At 58.5% G+C, this 21,091-nt stretch carries 19 protein-coding genes; 10 read left to right on the top strand and 9 right to left on the bottom strand.

Annotated features, from left to right (window positions below; genetic code table 11):
- Positions 1-52: 52 nt before the first annotated feature.
- The 8 genes from cynS to ABJZ52_RS19510 form a co-directional block, all read right to left on the bottom strand.
- Positions 53-556 carry a cyanase gene (cynS, locus tag ABJZ52_RS19545; protein ID WP_348189820.1) on the bottom strand — a complete coding sequence of 168 codons (504 nt, stop codon included), beginning with the start codon at positions 554-556 and terminating at the stop codon, positions 53-55.
- 39 nt (positions 557-595) lie between these two features.
- A complete protein-coding gene (locus tag ABJZ52_RS19540) occupies positions 596-1,774 on the bottom strand; it encodes an FAD-dependent oxidoreductase (RefSeq protein WP_348189822.1) in 1,179 nt (392 codons plus the stop codon).
- Positions 1,775-1,838: 64 nt separating this feature from the next.
- Positions 1,839-2,693, bottom strand: coding sequence for a sulfurtransferase (locus tag ABJZ52_RS19535; protein WP_348189824.1), 855 nt, complete (start codon positions 2,691-2,693; stop codon positions 1,839-1,841).
- A gap of 36 nt (positions 2,694-2,729) precedes the next feature.
- Positions 2,730-3,884 (bottom strand): acyl-CoA dehydrogenase family protein, encoded by a 1,155-nt coding sequence (locus tag ABJZ52_RS19530; RefSeq protein ID WP_348189826.1) that lies wholly within the window; start codon positions 3,882-3,884, stop codon positions 2,730-2,732.
- Positions 3,885-3,967: 83 nt separating this feature from the next.
- Positions 3,968-4,504 carry an OsmC family protein gene (locus tag ABJZ52_RS19525; protein WP_192108259.1) on the bottom strand — a complete coding sequence of 179 codons (537 nt, stop codon included), beginning with the start codon at positions 4,502-4,504 and terminating at the stop codon, positions 3,968-3,970.
- A 37-nt stretch (positions 4,505-4,541) separates the two neighbouring features.
- Positions 4,542-5,402, bottom strand: a complete 861-nt coding sequence (locus ABJZ52_RS19520; RefSeq protein WP_348189829.1) for an ABC transporter permease — start codon at positions 5,400-5,402, stop codon at positions 4,542-4,544.
- Entirely contained in the window at positions 5,399-6,685 is a 1,287-nt protein-coding gene (locus ABJZ52_RS19515) for an ABC transporter substrate-binding protein (RefSeq protein ID WP_348189831.1), read from the bottom strand. The genes ABJZ52_RS19520 and ABJZ52_RS19515 overlap by 4 nt, the downstream gene beginning before the upstream one ends.
- A gap of 31 nt (positions 6,686-6,716) precedes the next feature.
- A complete protein-coding gene (locus ABJZ52_RS19510) occupies positions 6,717-7,550 on the bottom strand; it encodes an ABC transporter ATP-binding protein (protein ID WP_348189833.1) in 834 nt (277 codons plus the stop codon).
- A gap of 374 nt (positions 7,551-7,924) precedes the next feature.
- Here ABJZ52_RS19510 and ABJZ52_RS19505 point away from each other — a divergent pair, with 374 nt between their 5' ends.
- On the top strand, positions 7,925-8,458 hold the full coding sequence (locus ABJZ52_RS19505) for a TetR/AcrR family transcriptional regulator (protein WP_348189909.1): 534 nt from the start codon (positions 7,925-7,927) through the stop codon (positions 8,456-8,458).
- A 19-nt stretch (positions 8,459-8,477) separates the two neighbouring features.
- Here the strand turns inward: ABJZ52_RS19505 and ABJZ52_RS19500 are convergent, their stop codons facing one another.
- The gene (locus ABJZ52_RS19500; RefSeq protein WP_348189835.1) at positions 8,478-9,371 is read right to left on the bottom strand and encodes a LysR family transcriptional regulator; all 894 of its coding nucleotides are present in this window, start codon (positions 9,369-9,371) and stop codon (positions 8,478-8,480) included.
- 141 nt (positions 9,372-9,512) lie between these two features.
- Between ABJZ52_RS19500 and ABJZ52_RS19495 the strand changes: the two genes are divergently transcribed.
- The 9 genes from ABJZ52_RS19495 (at position 9,513) to ABJZ52_RS19455 (ending at position 21,080) form a co-directional block, all read left to right on the top strand.
- Positions 9,513-11,135 (top strand): ABC transporter substrate-binding protein, encoded by a 1,623-nt coding sequence (locus ABJZ52_RS19495; protein WP_348189837.1) that lies wholly within the window; start codon positions 9,513-9,515, stop codon positions 11,133-11,135.
- 3 nt (positions 11,136-11,138) lie between these two features.
- Complete coding sequence (locus ABJZ52_RS19490; protein WP_348189839.1) at positions 11,139-12,167, top strand: ABC transporter permease; 1,029 nt, start codon at positions 11,139-11,141, stop codon at positions 12,165-12,167.
- Entirely contained in the window at positions 12,164-13,048 is an 885-nt protein-coding gene (locus ABJZ52_RS19485; RefSeq protein ID WP_348189841.1) for an ABC transporter permease, read from the top strand. The genes ABJZ52_RS19490 and ABJZ52_RS19485 overlap by 4 nt, the downstream gene beginning before the upstream one ends.
- Complete coding sequence (locus tag ABJZ52_RS19480) at positions 13,045-14,694, top strand: ABC transporter ATP-binding protein (RefSeq protein ID WP_348189842.1); 1,650 nt, start codon at positions 13,045-13,047, stop codon at positions 14,692-14,694. Before ABJZ52_RS19485 ends, ABJZ52_RS19480 begins: the two co-directional genes overlap by 4 nt.
- Before the next feature lie 29 nt (positions 14,695-14,723).
- Complete coding sequence (atzF, locus tag ABJZ52_RS19475; RefSeq protein ID WP_348189844.1) at positions 14,724-16,547, top strand: allophanate hydrolase; 1,824 nt, start codon at positions 14,724-14,726, stop codon at positions 16,545-16,547.
- Between the two features lie 33 nt (positions 16,548-16,580).
- Positions 16,581-17,561: a 2-oxoglutarate and iron-dependent oxygenase domain-containing protein gene (locus tag ABJZ52_RS19470; RefSeq protein ID WP_348189846.1), complete on the top strand. Its 981-nt coding sequence runs from the start codon at positions 16,581-16,583 to the stop codon at positions 17,559-17,561.
- A gap of 247 nt (positions 17,562-17,808) precedes the next feature.
- Complete coding sequence (locus ABJZ52_RS19465; RefSeq protein ID WP_348189848.1) at positions 17,809-18,921, top strand: BMP family ABC transporter substrate-binding protein; 1,113 nt, start codon at positions 17,809-17,811, stop codon at positions 18,919-18,921.
- Between the two features lie 150 nt (positions 18,922-19,071).
- On the top strand, positions 19,072-20,157 hold the full coding sequence (locus ABJZ52_RS19460) for an ABC transporter permease (RefSeq protein WP_348189911.1): 1,086 nt from the start codon (positions 19,072-19,074) through the stop codon (positions 20,155-20,157).
- Complete coding sequence (locus ABJZ52_RS19455; RefSeq protein ID WP_348189850.1) at positions 20,157-21,080, top strand: ABC transporter permease; 924 nt, start codon at positions 20,157-20,159, stop codon at positions 21,078-21,080. Before ABJZ52_RS19460 ends, ABJZ52_RS19455 begins: the two co-directional genes overlap by 1 nt.
- Positions 21,081-21,091: the final 11 nt, after the last annotated feature.

Raw genomic sequence — 21,091 nt, 5'->3', positions numbered from 1 at the left:
CTGAAACGCTCCGCCGAACCTGATGATGGCCCGGCGGAGTTTGCTGAGGACATTACCACTGATTGTATGGCAGGAACTTTCCGCACATGGTGACCTTGACCCTGTCGCCCTTGGGGTTTTCTTCCCGCTCGATCTTCAGGTCAAAATCAATCGCACTCATGATGCCGTCGCCAAACTCCTCGTGGATCAGCTCCTTGATGCTGTCACCATAGACATAGGTGATTTCAAAGAAGCGGTAGATCAGCGGATCCTTGGAGACAGTCTCAGCTTCCTGTGCCTTCTTGGGCGGCAGCTGCAACGCAATTTCCACGTCCTTGGTCCGATTGCCGAGCCCTAGAAACGCCGCCACTTTTGCCGCCGCCTCGGCAGGCAGTGCATTCTGGCCAAGGCATGCGGAAACGACAAAGACATCGGACATGCCGGCGGCGGCCGAAATGTCGGCCCAGCTCGCCTGCCTTGCGAATTTCGCTGCCATGACCAGCTCGGTCATTTCCAGCTTCGTCATCAAAGGTACCAATGTGACATCGGCGGACGGCATGGTCGTTACGGTACTCATATGTGCTCTCCAGGTTGGGTGTGGTTGTGCGTTTTAAAGTCATGCGGCCTCTGCGCTTGACGGCTGCGCCAGCGTCTTGCGCGCTATCATGTGCGCCCGAGGTGCGTTGATTGCATCGACAGCCAGAAGTCGATCACCGGAAAAGTAACTCAGGGAAAAGCTGCCGCTATCGAGATCGCCCTCGAGCTGGGTGCGGTCATAGCCTTCGGACAGGCCTGCGATCTGCAACTTGCTGTCATATTGATCGGACCAAAACCAAGGCACTGGATCATAGGCGACGACTTCGCCCAAGATAGCGCTGGCCGCTGCCTTGGCCTGATCGATCGCGTTTTGAACGCTTTCGAGACGAATTCGTCTACCGTAGCGCCTCGAGGGAAAGAAACAGCAGTCGCCAGCAGAAAAGATATTTGGAGCCGAGGTTCTGCAAGCATCATCAACGATGATGCCAGCGGCGACATCCAGTCCTGATGCTTCGGCCAACTCGGTTACGGGGACAGCGCCAACAGCAACAAGAACGAGATCGGCTTTCAACTCGGCGCCATTCGAAAGCAAGACAGCATTGACTGAAGCGCCGCGGCCTCTAAGCGCCTGGACACCAACTCCGAAGTTCAGCCCAACGTTGTTCGTCGTATGAAGTCTCTGAAAATATTCGGATATCTCAGGTGCGACCGAGCGCTTAAGTACTCTCGACTGAGCTTCAACCACCTGCACGGACTTTCCCATACCTGCGGCGACAGCTGCGAACTCCATGCCAACATAGCCAGCGCCAATGATGACGATATGTTCGGCAGTGTTCAGCGCACCGCGGAGCGGGGCAACATCGTCCATGCTGCGGAGTGTAAAAACGCCGTCAAGGTCTGCTCCTGGTAGCCGTATCTGGCATGCCCGGGTTCCTGTAGCGAGAAGCAGCTTGGAATAGGCAAGCTCATCGCCGTTTTCCAGGGAGATTTTCCGGGCGTCAACATCCAGCTCGCTGACTTTCGCTCCCATCTGGAAATCTATTGCCTGTGCCTCAAAATAAGCATCTGGTCGCAGATATAGCTGCTCTTCGGCCATATCTCCTTTGAGATAGGCTTTTGACAAGGGCGGGCGCTGATAGGGAAGCCAATGCTCGTCACCGTAAAGCACAAGGTCCCCGTCATAGCCCTTGGAACGCAGTGTCTCGGCGGCTTTCATGCCGGACTGCCCGGCCCCAACGATCACAATCGGCGCATTCATCTTTGAATTCCTGTTTGATATCTGAGCACCGGCGACAGGCTGCCACCGCCGGCGCAGTCTGCTCTTAGAACGGCAGACCTTCTTCGATCGGGAGCGCGGGATCCCGGGACCATTCATTCCAGGAGCCGAAGTAGATCTTGACGTCTTTCACGCCAGCTTCCTTCAGCGCCAGATAGGTGTTCGATGCGCGGGCGCCTTTGAAGCAATAGAGTGCGACGGGCGTCTCCGGCGTGATGCCAACCGTGGCGCATTCAGCAAGCACCTCTTCCTTGGACTTGATCATCGGCCCGGACGCCGTCGGTTTCATCATCCGGTACCATTCGATCCATTTGGCACCTGGAATGCGACCCTTGCGCGGGCAGAAATCCTTGCCATAGGGCGAAGAGCTTTCTGCGATCCACTCGTCAATGTCGCGAACGTCCAGCTTGACGACTTCTTCGCTGTCGACTGCGCTAATCATGTCGCTGACATTCATCATCAAGTCAGCGCCAGCATCAGAAACCGGAAAGGCCTTTGGCTCCGGAGCGACAGCGTCGGTTGATGCTGTAAGGCCAGCCGCGGTCCAGGCTTCATAGCCACCATGCAAAACCTTGATCTTCGGATAGCCGAGATACTGCAGCAGGAAATACCCCCGGCAGGACTGTCCAAAGCCTGACGCCATGGATTGTTCATAGATCACCGCGGTCTCTGCACCCGACAAACCGACAGAGCCGAACTCTTCGGCGAACTTGCCACGCAATTCGGCAATGCCTTCGGGTGAAGACGTCGCCAGATAGGTGAAGATGTCATGCAGGTTGACGGCACCGGGGATATGACCGGCGGCATAGGCCTCTGGTGCCCGCGTGTCGATCACGACACAGGGTTCACTGGCGCACAGGCTTTCAAGGCCTTCGGGAGAAATCAAAGTACCATCGGTCATTGTCACTACTCCTTCTTCAAAAACAAATCGGTGAGATCAGGCGGCCCCGAGATCGGACAGCATTTTTCTGAGTTGCTTGGTGGCAGGCGTCACGATGGCGACGAAATAGGCCTCGCGCAGCCGGCGCTGAGCAGCACCGCGGCGGACATAGCCGCGCGCTCCGCAATGGAGCATCGCGTTGTGCGCAGCAGCAACGGAGGCATCGCCGGCGGCAAGCCGCGCCTTGATGACGCGAATGAAATACTCTTTCGATGGGTCGAAGGGTGTGCGAGCAAGTTCAAAGACCTCGCGCTCCATGGCGTCCAGCTGAGCCCTGAAGTCTTCCGGCTGATCTGGAAGATGACAATTGACGTGGGATAGCGTCTGACCGGCTTGTTCCATCAGATCGATGCATGACCGGATCATGCCGAACGCCATGCCTGCCTGAAGCAGGATGAAACCGGCACGAATGCGTGGAATATACTCGTCGATCGGATCGGCAAGCACGCTTTCAGCCGGAATGAACGCCTTGCGCAGCTGGATTGCGAAGGTCCTGGTGCCGTCCAGTGCGACGAAGTCATCGTTTTCCGAGATCTTCACGCCCTCGGCTGAACAATCGGCAACGGCCATGACCTTGCGATCCTCCTCGCCGGGAAGTGCAAAGACGATGCCGAAATGATGATCTTCACCAAGGTTCGAGACCCAGGGCAAAGTGCCCGTGACTTCAAACCCGCCATCAACTCTTACACCCTTGAGGCGAAGCTTCTCGATGCCGAAGAGCGATTTCATCGGGTTGGACAGACCCGTGCCGCCAAGAACCTCACCGCTGGCCACCTTGGGACCGAGGTTTTTCTTGAGCGCGTGATTGCCGGAGTTGGCGATGTACCAGGCGAGCGCATCCTGACACCAGACGCAAAAAGCAGTTGAGAGGCACTCTTCGCCCACGATTGACATGGCGCGGATTGCGGTCTCCAGATCGAAGGCGTCCGGAGAAAGCGACGATGCGGACGTCATTGGCGCATGCTGCCCATAGGCCCCTGCTTCGCCAAGCGCGCGCATTACGTTTTCCGGATAGACACCCTTGAGATCGATATCGTGAACGAGCGGCGCGAGGTCGGTCTTCGCGATCTGCGTCACATTCGCCAAGATGCTTTCGATCCTGTTCGGCGAGACCACATCGTCGACCGTTTTAAGCTGTATCTGTGCGTTCATCTTCACACCTCCTCGTTGCCCTGATCCGGGTTTGATTTCGGGAAGGTCCGCCCGGCTCTGAACAGGCCGGGCGGACCGTTTGATCAAGCGGAGGCCGCAACCATGGTCACGGGCCGCGAGAAGGTGTTGAACACCGGTGACCACTGACACACGTGGGCGACCAGCTCGTCGATGGTCTCCTGGGGCGCGTCGGCGTCCATGTGAACATTGATCCTCACATCCGTGAAACCGACCGGCTTCTCGCTGACATCGCCGGTTCCCCAGACCGCGGTGATGTTGAGATCACCTTCGAGCTCAACCTCGAGCGAATTGATCGTGATGCCCCGGTGAACGGCATTGGCGTGCAGGCCGACGGCAATGCAGGAGCCCAGAGCTGCCAGAGACGCTTCCGAAGGGTTCGGCGCAGTGTCGTCACCCAGAAGACCCGGCGGCTCGTCGACGATGTAGGGCTCTAGATCGCGGATATAGTTGGCATGGCGAAAACGACCTTCGGCAACTGTCTTGCACTTCAGTGTCTTGACCGCTTTCGGGTCTTTCTTGCCGTTCTCGATCAGGGCATCGAGACCACCCTTGTCGATCGGCGCCAAACACCCGGTCAGGGCTGTTGCGGGTTCGGACATCTATTTCTCCTTCTTGGTTTCCTTGGGCAAAATGAAATCAGGATGATCGCAGCCAGCTGAGTTTTGCGATGGCCAGCTGCAACAGGGAATCGAGGCTGAAACCGATCACCCCGATGATCACGACGGTGGCCGCGAGCCGGTCGTATTCGAGCGTGTCGCGGGCGTCATTGATGGCGTAGCCGAGGCCGGATGTGACCCCGAGGTACTCGGCTGGAACCAGGATGATCCAGGCCACGCCGAGTGCCAGACGAATACCGGACAGGATGTCCTGCGAGATCGCCGGCAGGATGATGACAAACAGCAGGTGCCAGGGACGCGCGCCAAGATTCCGCGCAACCTTGAACCAGGACGGTTCGATGCGCCTCAGCCCGGAAGCTGTTGAAAAGAGCACCGGCCAGATGGCGGCAACCGTAATCAGGAAGACAATTGCACCTTCCCATGTGGCAAAGGCCATGACCGCAATTGGCATCCACGACAGCGGTGAGATCATTCTCAAGAACTGAAACGGGACATTGGTGAGCTTGCGAAAACCCGTGATCGCCCCGACCAGAATGCCGACCGGCACCCCAATCGCAATGGCCCAGAACAAGCCGGAAGCAACCCTGATCAGGCTGGGGATCGTGATCTGAACGGCCTCTCCTGTCCTGATCATCTCAGACAGACGCGCCAAGGTCGGGACCGGTGCGAAATCGGCGAAGGCATAGAGATCATCCGACGCCTCGACCATACGGCCTCCAACCCACCAGACTGCGAGCAGCAAGGCGAGACCGGCGAGCGAATAACTCAGACTCTCCAGTACGCTCTTTGTGCCATCTGATACCAAGGGCTTGCCGCTGGTCGCGCTGGAAGCGGGTGTGAAACCCGCCTCCTGGTTCAGGGCGTGGCTCGTCTCGCTCACAGCGACAGAACCTCCTCACGGTTGAACGGATCCTCCGGATTTACTGAAGGGTCGTTCTTCCACTCAGGATATTTTTCGAGGGAAGCCTTGACGAAACTCCGGTCCACCAGATCGTCGGCAACGAACGAGGGATCGAGATCTGCCAGGAAGTTCTTGTCGCCGCCCACAACCGTCTGCTTCATCTGCTCGACCGTCAGTTTGGTGGCGGATGGATAAGGCCAAGGCTGGAAATCGATCCGGCCATTGCCCCAATCGTCGACATGCTGGACAGCACCACTTTCACGATAGGCCGGCAGGTCGTATTCGGTCATTGCGCGCTTGACCACCGGGCCTGGCGCCGGCAGGTAGCCTTCGCCGTTCTTGGAGATGATCTCGGCAACTTCCGCCTTGTTGGTCGATGCATAGATGGCACCCCGGACCACGGCGTTGACCACTTTCTGGGTCCACTCGGGCCGGGCCTTCGTTGCTTCTTCATGCATGCAGAGCACACAGCACGGATGGTTTTTCCAGATATCACCGGTAAAGCGCAGCATCCGTGCGCCGGCCTTCATCTCACCCAGGGCATTGAACGGTTCGGCGACGATGTAGGCGTCGAGCTTCCGGGCTGCGAGCGACGCCGGCATTTCCGGCGGCGCCATGACCTGAAGGTTACACTCGTTTTCCGCCAGCGGCTCTCCCGGTCCCTTGATCACCGGAGTGACGCCGGAGGCTCTCAACGCATACTGAAGCACGATGTTGTGCATCGAATACCAGAACGGCACAGCCACCTGCTTGCCGCCCAACTGGGAAAAATCGGTGATGTCGGTGTGTTTGCCAACGACAAGGCCGGACCCGTTGGTATGCGCCCAGGCCATGATCTTGATCGGGAAGTTGTTGTTGTAGCGCATCCAGATCGGGATCGGATTGAGGAAGTGCACCACATTGAACTTGTTGGACACAAAGCCCTCGATCAACGGTGACCAGCCACGGATCAACGTCGGCCGCTCAGCCTCCAGTCCCTCATCTGCAAAGAAGCCCTTCGCATGCGCCACGAGCAAGGCCGTTGCATCGGTGATGGGCAGATAGCCGATGCGCACCACTTCATCATCCTGGGCGTAGGACATCTGCGGGAGCGAAGAGAGAAGCCCCGACAGCGACGCAAACAGACCGCCCTTGGCGAACATATTCAGCATTTCGCGACGGGAATAATCACCCGCATAGGCTTCCCCGGCCCATTTCTGCATGGCCCAGTCAAATTCCTCAGTTTTCAAGCGGTCGAGATAGGTGCTGTCGGTCTTGCTCATGATCTGATGCCTTTGCGGTCTGAAACAGGGGTCAATTGGCGGCCAGTCGTTCAACTGGCGCTGATACGTTCAAGCTCTTGTCTGAAATGAAACCTTGCGCTTCGGCCATGGTCAGGCCGGCCGCAGCCTCATAGGCCGCCACAAGCTGGCGGCGCACATCAAAAAATTCCTGCATGGAGGGCAGACGGTCCCCAAGGATCGGGATCGGGATCTCGGCATCGATGTCGCCAGGATCAGCCTTCAGCACCAACGCGCGATCCGCCATCATTACAGCCTCATTGATGTCATGGGTTACAAGCACGAGCGTGATGCCCAGATCCTTGCAGATCCGGCGAATGTCTCTTTGAAGGGCATGACGGGTGAAAGCATCGAGGGCAGACAGCGGCTCATCGAGAAGCAGAACGTCGGGTTTCAAGGCCAATGATCGCGCAAGGGCAACCCGTTGCTGTTGCCCGCCGGAAAGATCCTGAACGTTGCGTTTGGCGTAGTCGCCGAGTTCCACCAGCTCCAAAACCTCGGGAATGCGGTGGCCAGCCTCCTTCATCTTGCCATTGAAACGCAAGCCAAGTCCGACGTTCTGTTCAACGCTCATCCATGGATAAAGGCTGGGCGCCTGGAACATCATGATCCGGCTCGGCGACGCCTCAGTGACAAGCGCGCCATCCACCAGGACTTTGCCGACAGACGGCACAGACAGACCGGAGAGAATGTGCAGCAGGGTGGATTTGCCGCAACCAGAGCGGCCAATCAGTGCCAGAGCCTCGCAAGGGCGGATTTCCAGATCTATCTGTCCGAGGACTTTTGCCCCGCCACCCTTGTAGGTATGGGAGACGCCGATCGTCTGAATGTGGGCACCGCCAGCCATGAACTGCTCCAAATAGAAAACATACCGTTCTGTTTCCGATAAGCAGAGTCCGTGCCAAGATGCATAAAACGTCATTACCCATTGTTAATAAAGACTTTTTAAGGAAATATCCTAATTCCCGGCAAAATCGCACTGCGCAATTTACGACCGTCCGCACTGCGAAAGCGCCTATTTCCGCGCCCGGTGTACCTGAAGTTCACCAAAAACAATGCCCTTCCAGGTTGAAATGCACGCTGACCTCCGATAGGCAAAAGAAACAGATCGGTCGGTATGCTCAAAAAGGCTTTAAAGTGTCTCTCGCCGAAAACGACGCATCAAGCGCAACTGCGACTTCGAATCCAGCATCAGGACGCGGGGCTGCCCGTGAACGGCTTCTGCTTGCCGCATCTGACCTGTTTTGCAAGCAGGGCATCAACGCAACCGGCGTCGATGCAGTCATCTCGGCAGCCGGCACCGCCAAAACGACCCTCTACAAGTCATTCGGTTCGAAGGAAGGGCTTGTAGAAGCCGTGCTGGAACGCGAGGGGGAAACCTGGCGCAAATGGTTTGTCGCAGAGGTTGATGCCCTGCCCGGTTGCCCGGCTGACAAACTCGTTCACCTCTTCGAGGTCCTGAAGAAGTGGTTTGCCGAGGAGCATTTTTACGGCTGCCCCTTCATCAACGCGGTTGCCGAACACGACAAGGATGACGACCGCATGCGTGCCATTGCGCTTCGGCACAAGACGGTCGTTCTAGACAAGATTCGCGAGTTGGCACGCGAAGCACGGCCGGAAGACGCAGAAGGTCTGACCCACGAAATGGCGCTGCTGATCGACGGCGCCATCGTCGCAGCACTGATTACCCGTGATCCGAATATTGCCGACCACGCCCGCAATGCGGCTGCAAGAATACTGAACAATTACAAATAACTATCCGACACAAAAGCGCTTACAGGTCAGCAAGGGCAAGCGCCAGCTGATTGGCGAAACGCGCTGAAGCGACCGGCAGCGTGCGACCCTTCATTTGCAGCAGGGACAGGTTTCCCGGCGCAATATCGCGGACAGACAAGGGCTTGAATGCAAGACGGTCATCACGGCCAACATTCAGTCCGATGGGAAACTGAAACCCGATGGCCTGGTCATTCTGGACGTAGTGGCGCATGAATTCGAAGGACTCGGCCTCGATTGTCGGCGCAAGCTTCTGGGACATGCGCCCAACGGCAAGGTCAAGAAGATAGCGAATGCCGATTGCAGGCGGCGGCACCACATGCGGATACGCCAGACAGTCCCTGAGCCGCAGCTCATCCTTCGCCGCCAAGGGGTGGTTACGCTCCATCACCGCATAGACTGGCTGGGTAATCGACATGATCACATCGAACTCGGCAAGATGACGCGGCTCAAACACGAGAGCAAGGTCGCTGTTGTAACTGCGCAGCTCCATCTCCGCCGCGTCTCTGTCGCGCACATTGACCGAAAAGGTGACGCCTGGGTGTTCACGCCGGTACTCGGCGATCTTGCTCGGCATGAAATAGGGTTGAATGGCCTGCGAGCAGGAAATTGAGACACGCCCCCGGCGGACGCCGGAAAGGTCGGCAACCTGCGCCCTCACCCGTTCCAGGTCCGAGGATTGCGCCCGAATGTGCTGGATCAAGAGTTCCCCGGCCGGATTAAGCCGCACGCCCCGTGGCAAACGCTCAAAGACCGGTGCCCCGAACTCAGCCTCAAAACCCTGAATCCGACGGTTCAAGGCGGAAGAGGTAATGTTCATGTCTTCTGCTGCTTTTCGAATTGAGCCCGCCTGCGCGACGGCCTGAATCAACAGCAGTGTCTGAAGGTGTTTCATTTTCAGCACCTTAACAGTAGCGCTGCAAATAATGAAGCGCAAAGCTGCAAAATTAGCAATAGAAGTACTCACTGATTGCGCGCATCGTTGCCTCAACAGATCAGAAGCAGGGCTTCCTGCATCAATATGAGGACCGACGTGATGAACGACACTTCCCGACGCAGTTTCTTAAAAGGGGCTGGTGCAACAGCTCTTGGAGCTTCTGTCTTACCGTTCCTGAAAGTGCTCCCCGCCTCTGCAGCAAGCGGCGACGTCGTCGTGGCAGTCACCGGGCAGACCATCAACAGCCTGGACATCCATCGCACTGGAACCAACCGCCCCAGCTATCAGGTCGCAGTCAATGTCTACGACCGGCTCGTCAGCTTTGGCACCAAGACTCTCGCAGACGGCAGCCTGTCTTACGACTATTCCGTGATCGAGCCGGAAGTTGCCGAGAGCTGGGAGTTTGCGGACGATGGCATGGCGATCGTGTTCAAGCTGCGCCCGGAAGGCAAGTTTCAGGACGGGTCGCCGATCACCGCAGCAGACGTGAAGTGGTCTTTTGACCGCGCCGTCAGTGTCGGCGGTTTCCCGACGGTGCAGATGAAAGCCGGCTCCCTCGAAAAGCCGGAACAGTTCGAAGCCATCGACGACCTGACCTTCAAGATCAATCTGCTGCGCAAGTCCAAGCTGACACTGCCTGATCTCGCGGTTCCGGTACCGATGATCATCAACTCAAAGGTTGCACTTGCAAATGCGACCGACGCAGACCCCTGGGCAATGGAATATCTGCACAAGACGCCAGCCGGATCCGGTGCCTTCAAGGTCGCAGCCTGGAAGCCAGGTGAGCAGCTTGTCTACGAGCGCAACGACGACTGGACCTCAGGTCCTTTGCCGGCGGTGAAGCGCGTCGTTCTGCGAGAGGTTCCAAGTCCTGCCACCCGCCGCGCCCTTCTGGAGCGTGGTGATGTGAACATGTCCTTCAACATGCCCAACAAGGACGCGAAGGAACTGTCCGATCTCGACGGCATCACCGTCGCGACCACGCCGATCGAGAACTCGATCTACTGCCTGTGTCCAAACCTGGCGTTCGAACCTTTCAAAGACAAGCGTGTCCGCCAGGCCATCGCATTCGCCGTCCCATATGATGAGGTTTTCCAGACCGCAGCCTATGGTAGAGGAGCCCCCATGTGGGGCGGCGAAAACGCCACACCGACCGACATTTCCTGGCCTCAGAAGTTCCCTTATTCGACGGATCTCGAAAAGGCCAAGGCGCTTCTGGAAGAAGCAGGCTACGGCGACGGCTTCGAAGTTCCTTTGTCGATCTCACTGAGCCAGGCTGACTGGATGGAGCCGACTGCGCTTCTCATTCAGGAAAATCTTGCCAAGATCGGCATCACTGCAACCATTGAGAAGGTGCCCGGCGCGAATTGGCGCACGGCCTCACTCGTCGAAAAGCGGTTGCCGCTTCATCTTGAAACCTTCGGCGGCTGGCTGAATTACCCATGCTACTACTTCTTCTGGGCGTATCTGGAAGGTCACCTCTTCAACTCCTCAAACTACCGCAACGAGGAAATTGAGACCCTGACCGCAGAGACCTTGCACATGTCCGTGGAAGACCCGGACTACGCCCCGAAGATCAAGCGCATGATCGAAATCGTTTGGGATGAAGTGCCTCGTATTGCCCTGTGGCAGCCTGCTCTCAACGTTGGCACCCATGACGTATCGGGCTACGAGTACTGGTTCCACCGCCAGCTCGATGTCCGCGGCCTGAAAAAGGCATAAGACATGCTGCCGGAGCGCCTTTTGACCATCGGGCTCAGGGTTGCCGAGGCCATACCTGTCATCTTTGGTGTCATCGTGGTCAGTTTCATCCTGACCCGGGCCCTGCCTGGCGACCCGGCAGTTTATTTTGCAGGCGCGGCTGCGGACGAGGCATCAATTGCCGAAGTCCGCAGCGCCCTTGGACTGGACAAGTCGCTTCCCGCACAGTTCTGGATCTATCTGACGGATCTGGCGTCCGGTGATCTGGGGCAGTCCATCTCAACCGGACAGTCCGTTGCATCAGACCTGGCAACGCGGCTTCCCGCGTCGCTCGAACTGACACTGATCTCACTCGTCCTGTCCTGTTCGATTGCCATTCCGCTGGGGGGGCTCGCGGCCACCCGCCCAGGATCGGCCGTCGATCATCTGTGCCGTGTCCTTGTCACCGCGGGCGTGTCCCTGCCCACCTTTTTCACCGGTGTGGTCCTGATCTACGTCTTCTACTATCTGCTTGGAATAGCGCCCTCACCGCTCGGCCGGCTCGATTTCATCTATATCGAACCAGATCAGGTTACCGGGTTCTATCTGGTCGACGCGGCCATCGCAGGCGACTGGGAAACCTGGACAGGTGCGCTGAAGCAGTTGGTTCTTCCCGCGATCACACTGGCGCTCTTCACGCTTGCCCCACTGGCCCGGATGACCCGCGCCGCCATGCTGAGCGCACTCTCTTCAGACTATGTCCGCACAGCGCGCGCAGCCGGCCTGACGGAAGAAAAGGTGCTGTCCACCTACGCGTTCCGCAACGCGCTCTTGCCGGTCGTGACCACGCTCGGAATGGTTTTCTCTTTCACACTTGGCGCCAACGTCCTGGTTGAAAAGGTCTTTGCCTGGCCGGGCATCGGCTCTTACGCGGTCGAGGCGCTGGTCGTCTCCGACTATGCAGCTGTGCAGGGCTTCGTTCTTGCCATGGCCTTGCTGTTCGTGGCGCTCAACCTTGTTATCGATCTCACCTACACGATGATCGACCCGCGCATCGGATTTCAGACCAAATGACCGACAGCGCCCAAAATCTCGAACCACACACACAGACGGACGGCCCGCTTGCGCACATAGCCTATGTGCTGCGGTCCAATCCGGTGACCCTGCTCGCCTTTGCGATGTTCATGGTCCTCATCGTGGCAGCGATCTTCGGTCCCTCGCTCGTTGCCTATGACCCACTCGCCTCGAATGCAGCACGTGCCCTGCAGCCACCCTCGTGGGACCATCTGTTTGGCACCGACAATCTCGGCCGGGATGTTTTCAGTCGGGTCATCGTTGCCACGCGGCTGGATCTCGCGATTTCGATCGCCGCCGTCGCCCTGTCTTTCGTAGTTGGCTCCGTGCTCGGGGCAATTGCCGGCTATTGGGGCGGCTGGCTTGATGTCGTGCTCAACCGCCTGTTTGATACGATCATGGCCTTTCCGCTGTTCGTGCTCGCAATGGGCATCGTGGCAGCTTTGGGCAACACGGTGGAAAACATCGTCTACGCCACGGCCGTCATCAACATTCCATTTTACGCCCGCCTCGTCCGGGCCGAAGTCAACATACGGCGCAATGCCGGATTTGCCCTGGCGGCAAAGCTGTCCGGTAATTCGGACCTTCGCGTTCTTGCTCTTCATATTTACCCGAACGCACTTCCGCCGATGATGGTCCAGGTTTCGCTCAACCTTGGCTGGGCGATCTTGAATGCGGCCGGTCTCAGCTTCATCGGCATGGGCGTCCGCCCGCCAACCGCCGAATGGGGGATCATGGTCGCCGAGGGCGCAAACTTCATCGTGTCCGGCGAATGGTGGCTTGCCTTCTTTCCCGGCTTTGCACTGATGTTTGCAGTTTTCACTTTCAATCTCCTGGGAGACGGGTTGCGCGACATGGTCGACCCCCGGCAACGCACATGAGCCTGCTTTCCATCGACAAGCTCAAGGTCTCCTTTCAGACCAGACGAGGTGAGGTTCAGGCCGTTCGCGGGGTATCGCTCAACGTCGACAAAGGCGAAATTCTGGGCATTGTTGGCGAGTCCGGCTCCGGCAAATCCGTCACGTCCTACGCTCTGATGCACCTGCTGGACAAGGGCGGCTCGATCACGGGCGGCACCCTTTCCTATGGCGGCCTTGATCTCAAGAACGCAAAAGAGAGCGCCATGCGCGACCTTCGTGGGCGCGAAATTTCGATGATCTTTCAAAACCCGCGCGCGGCTCTCAACCCGATCCGCAAGGTCGGTCATCAGATTGAGGAGGTCTTGCGCCGGCATGCCAAGGCAACCCGGTACACAGCCAGAGCGGAAGCCATCAAGGCGCTGGAAGCCGTCCGCATTCATGACGCCGAAGCGCGCTATCATGCCTACCCGTTTGAGCTGTCGGGCGGCATGTGCCAACGCGTCGTAATCGCCATTGCCCTTGCCTGTGACCCGAAATTGCTCATCGCGGACGAGCCGACAACAGGGCTCGACATCACCACCCAAAAAGCGGTGATGGATCTGATCAGCGAATTGATCTCAGAACGCGGCATGAGCGCAATGGTCATTACCCATGACCTGGGTCTGGCGGCTCAATACTGCGACCGGATCGTCGTCATGAAAGATGGCGAGGTCGTCGAAGAAGGCGCACCGGAGCAGCTTTTTTCCGCCCCCAGACATGCCTATACACGAAAGCTGGTGGACGCCACACCTCGTGCGGAAGCTGAAGTTCGTTCGCTCTTGCCCGCAAGCGAACGAACGCCAATGCCCCAGTTCCCCACCTCGGGCACACCGCTTCTGGAAGTTCGTGATCTTGTGAAGACCTATCAGGCCAAGTCTGGTCCGGTGCACGCGGTCAAGGGCATCTCTTTTGATGTCGAAAAGGGCCAAAGCGTAGGCCTCGTCGGGGAATCCGGCTGCGGCAAGTCGACGACGTCCTCAATGCTTGTGCGTCTGGATGACCCGACAAGTGGCATCATTCGCTTCAACGGTGAAGACCTTGCGCAGACACCGGCACAGTCCTTTGCCCGCGATCCGCGCCGCGCGTCGATCCAGATGGTTTTTCAGGATGCGACCGACAGCTTCAATCCTCGCCACACCGCGCGGCAGTCCATAAGCGAACCTCTCGCACGTCTGGCAAAGATGGACAGGTCACAACGGCGCTCACGCGTAGAAGAATTGGCAAACCTTGTCGGACTGCCCCTGCCCTTGCTGGACCGGTTTCCGCATCAGCTCTCAGGGGGACAAAAAGCGCGTGTCGGGATTGCTCGTGCGATCGCTCTCAATCCCGAATTTCTGGTGCTTGATGAGCCGACAGCCGCCCTGGATGTCTCGATCCAGGCCGTCGTTTTGAACCTCCTGGTCGATCTGCGCGCCAAACTCGGGATCAGCTATCTCTTTGTAAGCCATGACCTGCATGTCGTTCGCCTGCTGTGTGACCACGTGGTCGTAATGAAGGACGGCGAGATCATCGAGCAAGGAACCACCGCTCAGGTCATGGATACGCCGGCACACCCCTATACGAGGTCGTTGCTATCAGCAGCCCCGACGCCCCCGACTTTGACGAGACCGACCTTTTCGGCGGCCTGACAACAACAAGAAGATTTTGAGGTATTTCGATGTTTGACCTTCCCTTCACCCTCACGTCACTGCACACCGCCTATCAGGACGGGTTGCCGGCGCGCGATGTCGTTGAAGAGGTCTATCGCCGGATAGAAGAAATCGCCGACCCCGGCATCTTCATACACTTGATCGACAAGGCGGAACTCCTCGAAGAAGCCGCCGCGCTGGGTTCGTTTGATCCGGCCAGGCCGCTCTGGGGCATTCCCTTCGTGATCAAGGACAACATCGATGCCGCAGGAAAACCGACGACTGCCGGCTGTCCGGCTTACGAATTCCTGGCTGAAACGGACGCCTTTGTTGTTGCCAAGCTGAAGGCGGCCGGGGCACTTTTGATTGGCAAGACCAATCTCGATCAGTTTGCCACCGGGCTGGTTGGCGTCAGGTCCCCCTACCAGCCGCCAAAGAATGCGGTCGACCCTGCCATGGTTCCAGGCGGTTCCTCTTCTGGCTCTGCTGTCGCTGTCGGCCACGGCATAGTCAGCTTTTCGCTTGGAACAGACACCGCCGGTTCCGGCCGCGTTCCCGCGGCCCTCAACAATATCGTTGGTCTCAAGCCAACCCTTGGCGCATTGTCTGCAAGCGGCGTCGTCCCGGCGTGCCGAAGCCTCGACACCATCTCCATCTTCGCCCTGACCGTCGAAGATGCCTACGCGGCCTACCAGGCAGCAGCCGGTTTTGACGCGGCCGATGCCTATTCCCGTGCCATCGCAGCGCCTCCTCTCTCCTCTGTCCCGCCAAAACTTCGCATTGGCATCCCGGATGCTGCGTCGATCGAGTTCTTTGGTGATGAGGCCCAGGCTCAATCCTTCGCAGAAACGATTGCGCTTTTGAAAGACGACGGCGCCGAAATCATCGAAGTTGATTTCACGCCATTCTATGACGTCGCGCATATGCTCTACGAAGGCGCCTGGGTTGCCGAGCGCCACACGGTTCTTGAGGACCTGATGCGCGATACGCCGGAGGTCGTCCATCCCGTGACGCGTCAGGTCGTAGGCGCAGCGTTGAAACTGTCAGCAACAGACGCCTTTCGCGGGATTTACCGGCTGAAGGAACTGGCCCGCAAAACAGAACCCGTGATGCAATCGGTCGATCTGCTGTGCGTTCCGACCATGCCGACTTTCTATTCCGTTGCGGATCTGGAAGCTGATCCGATTGGGCCCAACTCGCGAAACGGCACCTATACCAACTTCGTCAATCTGCTCGACATGTGCGGTCTGGCGGTCCCGGTCGCACCACGCTCTGATGGCCGCCCCGGCAATGTCACACTGCTCGCCCCCGCCGGGCGTGACGGCTTCCTCGCAGCTCTTGGATCAAAGCTTGAGCAAGCTGCGCCTCACACGCTGGGTGCGACGGACTGGGCCTTGCCCAAATCGATAGATCACATGCCCGGGCCGACGACAAATGAACTCGCTCTGGCGGTCTGCGGCGCCCACATGTCGGGCATGGCACTCAATCATGAGCTCACGTCCCGCGGCGCACGCTTTCTCGAAACGACCACCACCAGCAACGCCTATTCGTTCTACGCGCTGGCGGGAGGTCCGCCAAAGCGACCTGGCCTCGTGCGCGGCAAAGACGGGTCTGGCGGAGAAATAGACCTTGAAATCTGGGCGCTCCCCCTGAGCGAGGTTGGCAGTTTTCTTGCAAGCATTCCCAGGCCACTTGGACTGGGAACAGTCGACCTGGCCGATGGTCGATCGGTTCAGGGCTTCATTTGCGAAGCCGCCGGAACCGATGGAGCCGAGAACATCACGCACCTGAAGAGCTGGCGCACCTACATCGGTACGCTTGGACAAACACAACCCGTTGCAGCAGCGGAATAGACCGCTCCGGGTCAATAGGCAGAACGGAAAACGATGAGCGAACTTGAGCTCCCAGTGATTGATTTGGCACCGGCTTTTGCCGGCACACCGGAGGGCTTGCAACAAGTTGCAAGCGAACTGGGAAAGGCCGCGCGGGAAACCGGTTTTTTCTACGTCCGCAACCACGGCGTCGAGGCTGAACTGATCGACGCGACCTTCTCAGCCGCCCACACGCTTTTCGCTCAACCCACAGATGCCAAAGCCACCTTGAGCCGGAACTTCTTCAAGACCAATCGTGGCTACGTGCCGATGAAGGGTGAAAACCTCGATCCGACGAAGCCCTCGGACCTCAAGGAAGCCTATAACATCGGCCTCGATCTGAGCGCCGACGACCCCCGCATCCTGGCCGGAGAGCCCTTTCGGGCCGTCAATCTCTGGCCTGAGCTGCCCGGTTGGAAGGACACGGTTCTAAGCTACTTCAATGCGGTCTGGGACCTTGGCCGCACTCTGCACAAGGCCATTGCCCTTGATCTTGGCATCGAGCAGACCTTCTTCGAAGACAAACTCGACGCTCCATTGGCAACGCTCCGTCTGCTGCATTATCCGCCACAGCCTGATGATGCGGATGCCGGGCAGATCGGCGCCGGTACGCACACCGACTACGGCAACATCACGATCCTGCTGCCCGATGCCGTCGGCGGCCTCGAGGTCCAGCGCCGTGACGGCGTCTGGCTGAAAGCCCCGACCATCGAGGGTGCATTCGTCTGCAACATCGGCGATTGCCTGATGCGGTGGACCAATGACATCTACGTTTCGACACCTCACCGGGTGGTCAACACGGGCGGCAAGGAGCGTTACTCCATCGCCTTTTTCCTGGACCCCAATCCGGACGCCGAGGTCGCCTGTCTGCCGACCTGTCAGAGTTCGGATAAACCGGCGAAATACCCGCCGGTCAGTGGCGCCGATTATCTGCGCATGCGCCTCGATGCCAGCTATGAACCGGTCAAGGCAGCTGCGAGCGAGGAAATCCGCTGATGAGACCAGCTGCACAAATTCTACTCACCACCGGTAAGACTGGTGGCTTTTTAGCACCTTATCGACCTTCGGGCTGCCCTCTCGCAGCTCGCAAACCGATCTCGTTCCCGAAATCGTCCGTTCGGCAGCCTTTTAGACCATCTGCTGGCGCAGATGGCGCACTTGGCATGCCGGTTGCTGATGAAAGTACGAGGTCAAGCTTGGGCAGGACGCCCGCTCCAACCCGCACTGATATGGGAGTCTGAACATGTCAAAATTCCAACTCAACCGCCGGTCGCTGCTGCAAAATTCTGCAGCCGGCATCCTTGGCCTTTCCGCCGCCGGCATCGCCAAGTCCGCCTTTGCCAGCGACCTGACTGTCGGCATTGTCTACGTCGGCCCGCGTGACGACTTTGGCTGGAACCAGGCACATGCGGTTGCCGCCGCCGCCCTGAAGGAAGTCCCGGGCGTCACCGTCGTCGAAGAAGAAAGCGTCCCCGAAACCATCGCCGTTCAAAAGTCGATGGAATCCATGATCAACCTCGACGGCGCGAATATGATTTTCGCAACCTCATTCGGCTACTACAAGCCCTTTGTTCTGGATGCAGCTGCCAAGTATCCGGATGTTGAATTCCGTCATGCCGCACCTCTCTGGACAGACGCAGACCCCAAGAACGCAGGCAGCTATTTCGGCTACCTCGATCAGGCTCACTACGTTGATGGCGTGGCCGCCGGCCTGTCGACCACGACCAACAAGCTTGGCTTCGTCGCAGCCAAGCCGATCGGAACGGTCCTTCGCAACATCAACTCGTTCCTTTTGGGCGCCCGTAAGGTCAACCCGGATGCGACCGTTCAGGTCATCTTCACGGGTGAATGGTCCATGCCTGTTCGTGAAGCAGAAGCTGCAAACGCGCTCGTCGAGGCGGGTTGCGATGTTCTCACCTGTCATGTGGATGGCCCGAAAGTCGTGATTGAGACGGCTGAGGCCCGTGGCGTCAAGTGCTGTGGCCACAACGCCTCACAGGCTCCGCTCGCCCCCAATGGCTTCATCACCGGCGCCGAGTACAAGTGGGAGACCATCTACAAGAAGTTTGCCGCAGATCTTGCCGAAGACACGGCCCTGCCAAACTTTACAGGCGGCGGCTTTGATGTCGACTTCGTTCGCAGCACGCCATATGGCGCAGGCGCCAGCGAAGCCGCCATTGCGGCAGCAGACGCAGCACGCGCCGATGTGAAAGCCGGAAAGCCGATTTTTACCGGACCGATCAACAAGCAGGATGGAACGCCGTTGCTGGCTGCTGGTGCAAGCCTCGACAACTACGAGCCATCGCTCGATCAGACCGACTTCCTGGTTGAAGGCGTCATCGGCTCAATCACCTGACGGTTCACCTGACCTGAAATCCTCCGGAGCTGGGCGTTCCACCTGCATGGTGACCCAGCTCCGGAGAGGCAGCACGCCTTTATGCAAACCGCCACAAAATTCGAAATGCCAGCAGGACTAAGAATGGCCGATACGACCGAGACATTGCCGATGACAGCGGAGAAGGATCGCCTGAGCGAAAGCCTGGAAAGGGTCCGGCGTTCCTCGGAATACGTCGTCATGCCGATCCTCGCCTTGATCGTCTCGGCAATATTGTTCTCGGTCTTCCTGTTTACCCTCGGCAAGTCTCCCGTTGACTTCTTTTCCCTGGTCTGGCGCGGCGGTTTCGGCACAAGCTTCTCCTGGCAAAACACGCTCGCACGATCGGCCCCCCTCGTGTTCACAGCACTCTGTGTGGCTATCCCCGCGCGTCTGGGGCTGGTCATCATCGGCGGCGAAGGAGCCCTTGTTCTTGGCGGCTTCGCTGCCGGCGCCATCGCGATCCCCCTGATAGGGGCCGTCCCGTCCTATGTCCTACTCACAGTCATGCTCTTTGCGGCCATGATCGCTGGCGGCGCCTGGATCGGATGCGTCGGTGCCCTGCGCCATTTCAGAGGCGTGAATGAAACCATCGCATCCTTGCTGATGTTCTATATCGCAGTCTCGATCCTGAACTTTTTCGTCGAGGGCGCGCTTCGTGACCCCTCTGACCCGAACAAGCCCTCCACGGCGCCGATTGGCGCAGAAAACATGGTTGGTCTCATTCCCGGCACCGACGTCCACTGGGGACTGCTTGTCGGCATTCTCCTCTGCGGTCTCCTCTATCTGCTGATGAACCGGACGACCTTTGGTTTCGCCGCACAGATCGCGGGCGGAAACCTGCGCGCAGCACAGGCCCAGGGGCTTCCCGTGGGCAAATTGATGGTGATTTCTTGTGCGATCGCAGGCGCCTGCGCAGGGCTTGCCGGTTTCTTCGAGGTCGCCGCTATCCACGGCAAGGCCAACGCCTCCCTGATTGCCGGTTACGGTTTCACCGGCATTCTCGTGTCTTTTCTCGCCCGGCATAACCCGCTTGTCATTGTTCCCGTCGCGATTTTCCTGGGTGGCATTGCAGCGTCAGGAGGACTTGTCCAACGGCGAATGGATTTGCCCGACGCGACCGTGCTGCTGCTTCAGGGCCTTATCTTTCTGGTGCTCCTGGTCTCCGAGACATTCTACGGGCGTCTGCCGTTCTTTCGTTCAAAAGGAGCACAGTGATGGGTGACGACACCGGGCTGATGACAGTCCTGCTGGCCATGTTTGCCGGCGCGATCCGGGTCTCCACGCCGTTTCTTTTCGTCAGTCTCGGCGAGATGCTGACCGAGAAATCGGGCCGCATCAATCTTGGCCTCGAAGGAACCCTCGTCTTTGGCGCCATGTCCGGCTACGCGATTTCATATCACACCGGGTCCCCCTGGCTTGGTGTCCTTGTGGCCGGGTTTGCAGGCTCCCTGTTTGGCGCTCTCCACGGCTACCTGTGCAAGCTGCCAAAGGTCAACGACATCGCCATCGGCATCGCGATGATGCTGTTCGGCACCGGTCTCGCCTTCTTCTTTGGCAAAGCCTACATCCAGCCTTCGGCCCCGCGTCTTCCCGCCCTGTCCCTTGGAGGCTGGAGCGATCACCCCGGCATCCGGCAGGCGCTTGAAATCAATCCGCTGTTCCTGCTGGGTGTCGGCCTTGCCGTTCTCCTGTGGTGGGCTTTGAAGAACACACGCTACGGGCTTGTCCTGCGAACCACCGGTGACAGTGCGCCAGCGGCGCTCGCCCTCGGCATCAACGTCAATCAGGTGCGCCTGCTGGCGACGACTGCAGGAGGCTTTTTGGCCGGCATCGGCGGATCGTTTCTTTCACTCTACTATCCAGGCAGCTGGACCGAGGGTCTCTCTTCCGGTCAGGGGCTCATGGCCGTCGCCATTGTGATCTTCGCGAGATGGAATCCGATCTACTGCTTCTGGGCAGCACTGCTGTTCGGGGCTGCCGGTGCCCTTGGACCGGCCCTCCAGTCGATCGGCATTTCGCGTGGCTATCACTTCTTCAACGCCGCACCCTACATCCTCACGCTTTTGATCATGATCGTCAGCACCTCGCCGAAACGGTCGCTCAAAGGCGCGCCCGGCGAACTGTCCATCACCAAATAAGGAGCCACAAC

Source organism: Roseibium sp. (assembly GCF_039982295.1).
In the GTDB taxonomy this organism is placed as follows: Bacteria; Pseudomonadota; Alphaproteobacteria; order Rhizobiales; family Stappiaceae; genus Roseibium.
The sequence above is the reverse complement of the archived record's forward strand: the minus strand, read 5'-3'. Positions and strand labels throughout refer to the sequence as shown.

Bases quoted from the DNA above. Each gene is read 5' to 3' on its own strand.
- cynS (WP_348189820.1), bottom strand. From the start codon at position 556: ATGAGTACCGTAACGACCATGCCGTCCGCCGATGTCACATTGGTACCT.
- ABJZ52_RS19540 (WP_348189822.1), bottom strand. From the start codon at position 1,774: ATGAATGCGCCGATTGTGATCGTTGGGGCCGGGCAGTCCGGCATGAAA.
- ABJZ52_RS19535 (WP_348189824.1), bottom strand. From the start codon at position 2,693: ATGACCGATGGTACTTTGATTTCTCCCGAAGGCCTTGAAAGCCTGTGC.
- ABJZ52_RS19530 (WP_348189826.1), bottom strand. From the start codon at position 3,884: ATGAACGCACAGATACAGCTTAAAACGGTCGACGATGTGGTCTCGCCG.
- ABJZ52_RS19525 (WP_192108259.1), bottom strand. From the start codon at position 4,504: ATGTCCGAACCCGCAACAGCCCTGACCGGGTGTTTGGCGCCGATCGAC.
- ABJZ52_RS19515 (WP_348189831.1), bottom strand. From the start codon at position 6,685: ATGAGCAAGACCGACAGCACCTATCTCGACCGCTTGAAAACTGAGGAA.
- ABJZ52_RS19510 (WP_348189833.1), bottom strand. From the start codon at position 7,550: ATGGCTGGCGGTGCCCACATTCAGACGATCGGCGTCTCCCATACCTAC.
- ABJZ52_RS19500 (WP_348189835.1), bottom strand. From the start codon at position 9,371: ATGAAACACCTTCAGACACTGCTGTTGATTCAGGCCGTCGCGCAGGCG.
- ABJZ52_RS19495 (WP_348189837.1), top strand. From the start codon at position 9,513: ATGAACGACACTTCCCGACGCAGTTTCTTAAAAGGGGCTGGTGCAACA.
- ABJZ52_RS19490 (WP_348189839.1), top strand. From the start codon at position 11,139: ATGCTGCCGGAGCGCCTTTTGACCATCGGGCTCAGGGTTGCCGAGGCC.
- ABJZ52_RS19485 (WP_348189841.1), top strand. From the start codon at position 12,164: ATGACCGACAGCGCCCAAAATCTCGAACCACACACACAGACGGACGGC.
- ABJZ52_RS19480 (WP_348189842.1), top strand. From the start codon at position 13,045: ATGAGCCTGCTTTCCATCGACAAGCTCAAGGTCTCCTTTCAGACCAGA.
- atzF (WP_348189844.1), top strand. From the start codon at position 14,724: ATGTTTGACCTTCCCTTCACCCTCACGTCACTGCACACCGCCTATCAG.
- ABJZ52_RS19470 (WP_348189846.1), top strand. From the start codon at position 16,581: ATGAGCGAACTTGAGCTCCCAGTGATTGATTTGGCACCGGCTTTTGCC.
- ABJZ52_RS19465 (WP_348189848.1), top strand. From the start codon at position 17,809: ATGTCAAAATTCCAACTCAACCGCCGGTCGCTGCTGCAAAATTCTGCA.
- ABJZ52_RS19460 (WP_348189911.1), top strand. From the start codon at position 19,072: ATGACAGCGGAGAAGGATCGCCTGAGCGAAAGCCTGGAAAGGGTCCGG.
- ABJZ52_RS19455 (WP_348189850.1), top strand. From the start codon at position 20,157: ATGGGTGACGACACCGGGCTGATGACAGTCCTGCTGGCCATGTTTGCC.